The organism is Neisseria montereyensis (genome assembly GCF_024834045.1).
Taxonomy (GTDB): domain Bacteria; phylum Pseudomonadota; class Gammaproteobacteria; order Burkholderiales; family Neisseriaceae; genus Neisseria; species Neisseria montereyensis.
Map to the genome: position 1 here is coordinate 62241 of NZ_JANUXW010000009.1, position 7129 is coordinate 69369.

Consider the following 7129-nt stretch of genomic DNA (forward strand, 5'->3'; position numbering starts at 1 on the left):
AAATAAAGCTATTAATATTGAGAACCGTATTATTTAAATTAGGCCGTCTGAAAATATTTTCAGACGGCCTAATTGATTGAAATTATTTACAATTCAATACCTTTTAGTTTCGCAACGGTATTAATGTCTTTATCGCCGCGGCCGGATAAGTTGACCAAAATCACTTGGTCTTTTTGCATTTTCGGCGCTTCGGCAACAGCCCAAGCTAAGGCGTGGCTGGATTCTAGGGCGGGGATAATGCCTTCGTAGCGGCACAATAAATCAAAAGCTTCCAGTGCGGCATCGTCATTGGCGGCGTAGTATTCGGCGCGGCCGATGTCGGCAAGGTGGCTGTGTTCGGGGCCGATGCCGGGATAGTCCAAACCGGCGGATACGGAATGGGTGCCGACCACTTGGCCGTTCTCATCCTGCATCAGATAGCTGCGGAAACCGTGGAGGACGCCGATAGGGGCTTTGCTGCTGATGGGGGCGGCATGTTCGGTGGTGTCGATGCCGAGTCCGCCTGCTTCTACACCGACTAAGCGCACGCCGGTTTCCGCTATATAAGGGTGGAACAGGCCGATGGCGTTGGAACCGCCGCCGACGCAGGCAACGGCAATATCAGGTTGTCTGCCGATGGCTTCGAGCATTTGGGTTTTGGCTTCGTTGCCGATTACGCATTGGAAATCGCGCACCATTTCGGGGTAGGGCGCGGGGCCTGCGGCGGTGCCGATAATATAGAAAGTGTCATCGACGCGGGCGACCCATTCGCGCATGGCTTCGTTCATGGCGTCTTTCAATGTGCGCGAACCGCTTTCTACGCCGATAACGTTGGCACCGAGCAGTTTCATACGGAATACGTTGGGCGCTTGGCGTTGGATATCGTCGGCACCCATATAAACATGGCATTCCATGCCGAAGCGGGCAGCAACGGTAGCGGTGGCAACCCCGTGCTGTCCGGCACCGGTTTCCGCAATCACGCGTTTTTTGCCCATACGTTTGGCTAACAGCGCCTGCCCGATGGTGTTGTTGACTTTGTGCGCACCGGTGTGGTTGAGGTCTTCGCGCTTGAGCCAGATTTGTGCGCCGCCGAGCTTTTGGCTGAGGCGTTCGGCATGGTAAACAGGGCTGGGGCGGCCGACATAATGTTTTAAATCATGATGGAATGCTGCCCAAAAGGCGGGATCGTTTTTGGCTTCCTGATAAGCTTGCGCTAATTCTTTTAATGCGGGAATCAGGGTTTCGGAAACATAAATACCGCCGTGTTCGCCAAAAAAGCCTTGTTGGTCTGGGAAATGGTAATTTTGCATAAAACAATCTTTCGTGATTTGGGTAGCAGTGTGGGGTGTTGAGACGGCAGGCCGTCTGAAAGGATTTATATTTTAGCAGTTTCGCTGTTGTCGGTTATATTTGTTTTGATGGCTTGGGCCGTCTGAAACCGTTTCAGACGGCTTTGGCATTTATGGGGCAATGCCGGTTATTTTGCAGCACGGGCGGCTTGTAAAAACGCGGCCATTTTTTGCGGGCATTTGATACCGGGCGCACTTTCTACGCCGCTGGAAACATCAATAGCCGTTGCGCCGGTGAGGGCAATCGCGGCGGCGGTATTATCGGGGGTGAGCCCGCCGGAAAGCACCCAGTGACCGGATAGGGTTTCAGGTAGCATTTGCCAATCGAAGCGGTGTCCGGTGCCGCCGTATTCGCCGTCGACATAGGCATCGAATAAAACCGCACGGGCATCGGCAAACTGCTCGATGGCTGCGGTAATACCGGCGGTATCCTGTACGCGTACGGCTTTGATGTAAGGCCGTCTGAAACCACGGCAGAATTCGGGTGTTTCATCACCGTGAAACTGAATAATATCAATGGGAACTTGCGCCAGAATATCGTTGATACGTTCGGCGCTTTCATTCACAAATAAGCCGACCACACTCACAAAAGGCGGTAGGGCTTCAACAATGGCTTGTGCTTGTTGAATGTTAACAGCCCTTTTGCTTTTGTCGTAAAACACCAAACCGATGGCATCCACCCCTAATTCTGCTGCCGCACGGGCATCTTCGGGGCGGGTAAACCCGCATATTTTGGTTCTGACCATATTCTTTCAGCTTTCTATGATTCCAAGTAGGAACGCTTTTTATATTTGGGGAGGCCGTCTGAAAAAGTTTCAGACGGCCTAAATATGAGTAAATAGCTTCATTAGCCGAAGAAGCCCATTTTGACTTCAATTAGTTTTTCCAATTCGCGTACGACACGGCGGCGGGAAACGAAGAAGATAATATGGTCGTCGGCTTCTATAACGGCATCTTCTTTGTGTCCCATAATCACTTCGTCGCCCCGCACGATGGCGGTGACATGGCAGCCGGACGGCCATTTGACTTCGGATACACGCCTGCCGACCAGCGCCGAAGTGTTCTTATCGCCATGAACGATGGCTTCGATGGCTTCGGCCGTGCCGCGGCGCAAGGGATGGACGGCTACTACGTCGCCGCGCCGGATATAGGCCAATATCGAGCCGATGGTGACCAAGTGGGGTGAAACAACGATATCGATTTTATTGCCTTCCAATAAATCAACGTAGCTGGAACGGTTTACAATCGAAATCACCCTTTTGGCACCGAGATTTTTGGCCAACAGACTCGACATAATATTGTTTTCATCGTCGTTGGTGAGGGCGCAGAAGACATCTATTTCATCAATATATTCTGCTTCGAGTAAGGCCTCATCGGAAGCGGAACCTTGCAATACTAAAGCAGTGTCGAGATTTTCAGCCAGCCATGCGGCACGGGTGGCACTGTATTCGATAATTTTAATGTCGTATTGTTTTTCCAGTTGCTTGGCTAAGCGGTAGCCGATATTGCCACCGCCGACAATCATAACACGGCGGTTTTGCTGCTCTTTCGGCCGCAGTTCGCGCATGATAACAGGTACGTTTTCGCTTGCCGCCACAAAAAACACCTCGTCGCCTTCGATAATTACGGTTTGGGCAGAGGGGACTATCAGATGGTTATTGCGGTATATGGCGCAAATCTGGCAATCGGCACCTTCCGGCAGGTGCAGGTTAATCTGAGAAATTTCTTTGCCGACCAGCAAGCCGCTTTTATGTGCCTGCACGATAACCATACGGGCTTTATCGTTGGCAAAACGCAATACTTGTAATGCGCTGGTGTAGTTGATTAAGCCGATAAGCCGTTCGGTCACCAATTGTTCGGGGCTGATGGATTCGGTAATGTCGAAACAAGACAGGCTGTTTTGCGGCTCTTTTTCCGTATCGGAAGAGGACGCACTATCCATATGGTATTCCAGATAGTCGGTCGAACGTACGCGTGCAATACGGCTGGGGATATTAAACAGATCGGCTGCCAGTTTGCAGGCAACGATATTGGTTTCGTCGTTACGGGTTAGCGCCAGCAGTAAATCGGAATCGGCCGCACCTGCCTGCGCCAATACCATTGGGGAGGCGCCGTTTCCTAATACGGTTTGAACATCCAAGCGGCTGGCCATATTGTGTAGGGCGTGTTCGTCGATATCAATGATGGTGACATCGTTTTCCGGAGTGGAAGCAAGATTGTTGGCAACAGTGGAGCCGACTTGTCCGCTGCCGAGTATTAATATTTTCACGTTGTATGCCGTTTTATTCAGTCATCAGAGGCTGTATTTTAATGGTGTTTCGGTGCTTTTTAAAGAAAAGTCCGATTTAGGTTGTGATTCAAGGGGTAAATGAGTGGAAATAAACGGATAATACGGGCAGCCAGCCATATAAAATCATTCGGGCTGTTGTGTATCCGTAATGATATTAGAGTTGAAGCCATGCCGGTGTGGATGGATAAACAGGCCGTCTGAAAAATATTCAGACGGCCTATTATATATTAAAGAACTCAACGGCTTAAGCGTTGGCTTCTTGTGATTGCTGATACATAGCTTCAAAGTTAATCGGTGCCAACAATACAGGCGGGAAGCCGGCGCGGCTGATGGTTGAAGAAATCGCTTCGCGTGCGTATGGGAAGAGAATGTTCGGGCAGGCTACGGCCAACAACAGTTTCACATCTTCTTCGGGAATGTTTTCCAAACGGAAAATACCGCTTTGCGATACTTCGTTGAGGAACATCACACGGTCGTTTTCCAGTTTGGCGGTCACGGTAACGGTCACGGTGACTTCGTGGAAGCCTTCTTCAAGCTGTTGGCTGTCGGTTGCAACACGCATATCAACTTCCGGCTCGCCTTGTTCTAAAAAGACTTTAGGTGCGTGCGGCACTTCTAAAGACATGTCTTTCACATACAGTTTTTCAATGCTGAATACAGGTTGGAGTTCTTCGCTCATAATTACGCTTTCTTTCTAAAAATTGTGCTGCGCAGGCAGCAGGAAGGGGGAAGCTTTATTCTTGTTCGCCGTCCAGCAGGCTTTGCAGTCCGCCTTGCTGGTGTAGGCTGTATAAATCGGTGAATCCGCCGACATGGGTTTCACCGATAAAAATTTGCGGTACGGTGCGGCGGCCGGTAATTTGTTGCATTTCGCTGAAGTCTTCAGGGTTTTGATCGACACGGATTTCTTCTATCTCGGTCACACCTTGTTGATTTAAAAATTTTTTGGCCATAGTGCAATAAGGGCAGTAGGGGCCGGTATACATTTTAACGGGTTGCATAATATTGGCTTATCCTATTTTTAATCGTGCAAAGTTATTCTTTTACTATATGGGCAATGCGGCTTTTTTACAAGATGTTTCAGGCGGCTTCCCAATAGTCGATATAAAGTTGCAGTTCGATATTGTTGCGCCATTCGTTGGCGACAGGGCGGTAAACCGTGCGTATTTTGGGCGGAATTTCTTCCGTACAACGCCAAAACATGGCTTCAAATTCATGGCCGTCTTTTTGCAGCCATACTTTTTTATGGTTTACCCCCATCGCCTGCTGGCGGATAACGGCAAATTCATCGGTAAAACTCGGCGGTGCGAATCCCTGTCCCCACACTTGGCGGGCAAGGTGTTGGGCGTGGGCAAGGGTAATGTCGGCAGCGGGCAGGCTGCCGTCGGTCAGATAGGTTTGGGATAAATCGTCCGCATCTAGCAGGCTGCTCACCGTTTGTTCAAAGGCCGTCTGAAAAGCAGGGATATTGTCGGCATGTATGCTTAAACCGGCCGCCATGGCATGTCCGCCGAATTTGAGTATCAGATTGGGGTGGCGTTTCGATACCAAATCAAGTGCGTCGCGCAGGTGTAGTCCGGGAATGGAACGGCCTGAGCCGCGGGCTTCGCCATCACCGGCCGGAGCGAAGACGATAGTCGGGCGGTAGAAACGGTCTTTCAGACGGCTGGCGACAATACCGACGACACCCTGATGGAAATCATCGCGATAAGCCACCAATGTGGTTTGTTCGGGTGGCAGGGTTTCCGGAAAACCATTGATAGCATCTTGCAGCATGGATTGTTCGATTTCACGCCGCTCGATATTTAAATCGTTCAAACGAGCGGCGAGGCTTTGGCCCTCTTCAATATTGTCTGCCAACAGGCAGGCGATACCGACCGACATATCATCCAGTCTGCCGGCGGCATTGATGCGCGGGCCGAGGGCAAAGCCCATATCGAACGGTTGCGCTTTACGCCAGTCGCGCCGTGCGATTTCAAACAGGGCGCGGATACCGGGGCGCATTTTGCCGGCACGGATGCGTTTCAGGCCTTGCGACACCAGAATGCGGTTATTGTGATCGAGAGAAACGACATCGGCAATGGTGCCGAGGGCGACCAAGTCCAGATATTCGGCGAGATTGGGTTCTTCGGGGTGGCCGGGTTGCGGATTTTGGGCGGTGGTGAAATAACTGCGTTGTCTCAATTCGGCGCGCAATGCCATCAATACATAAAAAATCACACCGACGCCTGCCATGCTTTTACTGGCGAAGGTACAGCCGTGTTGGTTGGGATTGACAATAATACAGCTCGGTACGGTATCGGCGGGCAGATGGTGGTCGGTAATGATCACATCAATGCCGAGCTGTTGCGCCCGTTCTACGCCGGCTATGCTGGCAATGCCGTTATCAACCGTAATCAGCAGTTGGGTATTTTGTTCGGCGGCCAGCTCGGCCAGTTCGGGGGTAAGGCCGTAGCCGTGTTCGAAACGGTTGGGAACGAGAAAATCCACCCTGGCACCCATAGCGCTCAAACCTTTTACACCGACGGTACAGGCTGTTGCGCCGTCGGCATCATAGTCGGCCACAATCAGGATTTTTTCTTTGCGCTCAATGGCGTCGGCCAGCCTTTCGGCGGCTTGGGTACAGTTTTTCAGGGTTTGATAGGGCAGTAGGGCGTTAAGTTTGTCGTCTAACTCTGCCGGTGTGGTGATGTGGCGGGCGGCGCATAGGCGCGCCAGTAGCGGATCGGCACCTGCTTGAATCAGGGTTTGGCAGGCAGTTTGATCGATAGTACGGGTACGGATTTTGACAGACATAAAAAAGCAGGGCGGGCGGTAAAGGTATTATTGTAACGCGGAATGAGTATTTTCAGACGGCTTGGATGTTTTATTATTTTTTAAGGTTAAAAATATTAAATTATATTAATAATCATTTTTAATTATAATCCAAAGGAAAAATTAAGAATAGAATTAAATTGAGCATAAACCATTTTGTCGGATACTTGTATCCGACAAAATGGTTGGTATGATGGAAATGTTTAAGTATTGTATTGATAGTGCCATGTTGGGTTCGAGAATCCGCTCCTACCAGAGGCCGTCTGAAACCTTTCAGCTTATGTTCTTAGAAATGCTTGTTTGAGTAAAAGTATTTATTCATTTCTTTTATATGGTTTTTTTAAAATATCTTTATTTAAGTTACGAAGCTCTTCTCGGCGTTGCTGACTATCGTCTTGTTGCTGACAGGCCATCAATATTGAACTACTTAATAATATAAAGATTAAATTTCTCATATCATATCTTTCAAAAAATAAATAACTAAATTTTTAATAGAATGGTTGGGAATAATAAAAATTATTCCATATGTTGAATATTTTACATGTAAAACAACTAGGCCGTCTGAAAATATTGAACTGCACCCCAAAAGTTGGACACCCCTCCAACCCATTAAGGTGCAGTTTTCTTATGAGCAAATATACATTAGACTTTAAATACCAAGCCGTACAATATTATCAGTGTGTACGCAGCCAACAGC

The 7129-nt window shown here is 49.2% G+C and carries 7 protein-coding genes; all 7 read right to left on the reverse strand.

Translation table 11 applies throughout. The features are described 5' to 3' along the window. Positions 1 to 86: 86 nt before the first annotated feature. Positions 87 to 1289, reverse strand: coding sequence for a tryptophan synthase subunit beta (gene trpB, locus NXS09_RS09255; RefSeq protein WP_259292243.1), 1203 nt, complete (start codon positions 1287 to 1289; stop codon positions 87 to 89). A 167-nt stretch (positions 1290 to 1456) separates the two neighbouring features. After that, complete coding sequence (locus tag NXS09_RS09260) at positions 1457 to 2074, reverse strand: phosphoribosylanthranilate isomerase (RefSeq protein ID WP_259292244.1); 618 nt, start codon at positions 2072 to 2074, stop codon at positions 1457 to 1459. 101 nt (positions 2075 to 2175) lie between these two features. Then, positions 2176 to 3597, reverse strand: coding sequence for a Trk system potassium transporter TrkA (gene trkA / locus NXS09_RS09265; protein ID WP_259292245.1), 1422 nt, complete (start codon positions 3595 to 3597; stop codon positions 2176 to 2178). A gap of 265 nt (positions 3598 to 3862) precedes the next feature. Then, a complete protein-coding gene (secB, locus tag NXS09_RS09270; protein ID WP_259292246.1) occupies positions 3863 to 4297 on the reverse strand; it encodes a protein-export chaperone SecB in 435 nt (144 codons plus the stop codon). Positions 4298 to 4352: 55 nt separating this feature from the next. Next, complete coding sequence (gene grxC / locus NXS09_RS09275) at positions 4353 to 4619, reverse strand: glutaredoxin 3 (RefSeq protein ID WP_259292247.1); 267 nt, start codon at positions 4617 to 4619, stop codon at positions 4353 to 4355. Positions 4620 to 4698: 79 nt separating this feature from the next. Further along, entirely contained in the window at positions 4699 to 6414 is a 1716-nt protein-coding gene (recJ, locus tag NXS09_RS09280; RefSeq protein WP_259292248.1) for a single-stranded-DNA-specific exonuclease RecJ, read from the reverse strand. Between the two features lie 332 nt (positions 6415 to 6746). Further along, positions 6747 to 6887, reverse strand: a complete 141-nt coding sequence (locus NXS09_RS09285; protein ID WP_259292249.1) for a hypothetical protein — start codon at positions 6885 to 6887, stop codon at positions 6747 to 6749. Positions 6888 to 7129 lie beyond the last annotated feature (242 nt).

Coding starts and splice junctions, on each gene's coding strand:
- trpB (WP_259292243.1), bottom strand. CDS start 1,289: ATGCAAAATTACCATTTCCCAGACCAACAAGGCTTTTTTGGCGAACAC.
- NXS09_RS09260 (WP_259292244.1), bottom strand. CDS start 2,074: ATGGTCAGAACCAAAATATGCGGGTTTACCCGCCCCGAAGATGCCCGT.
- secB (WP_259292246.1), bottom strand. CDS start 4,297: ATGAGCGAAGAACTCCAACCTGTATTCAGCATTGAAAAACTGTATGTG.
- grxC (WP_259292247.1), bottom strand. CDS start 4,619: ATGCAACCCGTTAAAATGTATACCGGCCCCTACTGCCCTTATTGCACT.
- recJ (WP_259292248.1), bottom strand. CDS start 6,414: ATGTCTGTCAAAATCCGTACCCGTACTATCGATCAAACTGCCTGCCAA.
- NXS09_RS09285 (WP_259292249.1), bottom strand. CDS start 6,887: ATGAGAAATTTAATCTTTATATTATTAAGTAGTTCAATATTGATGGCC.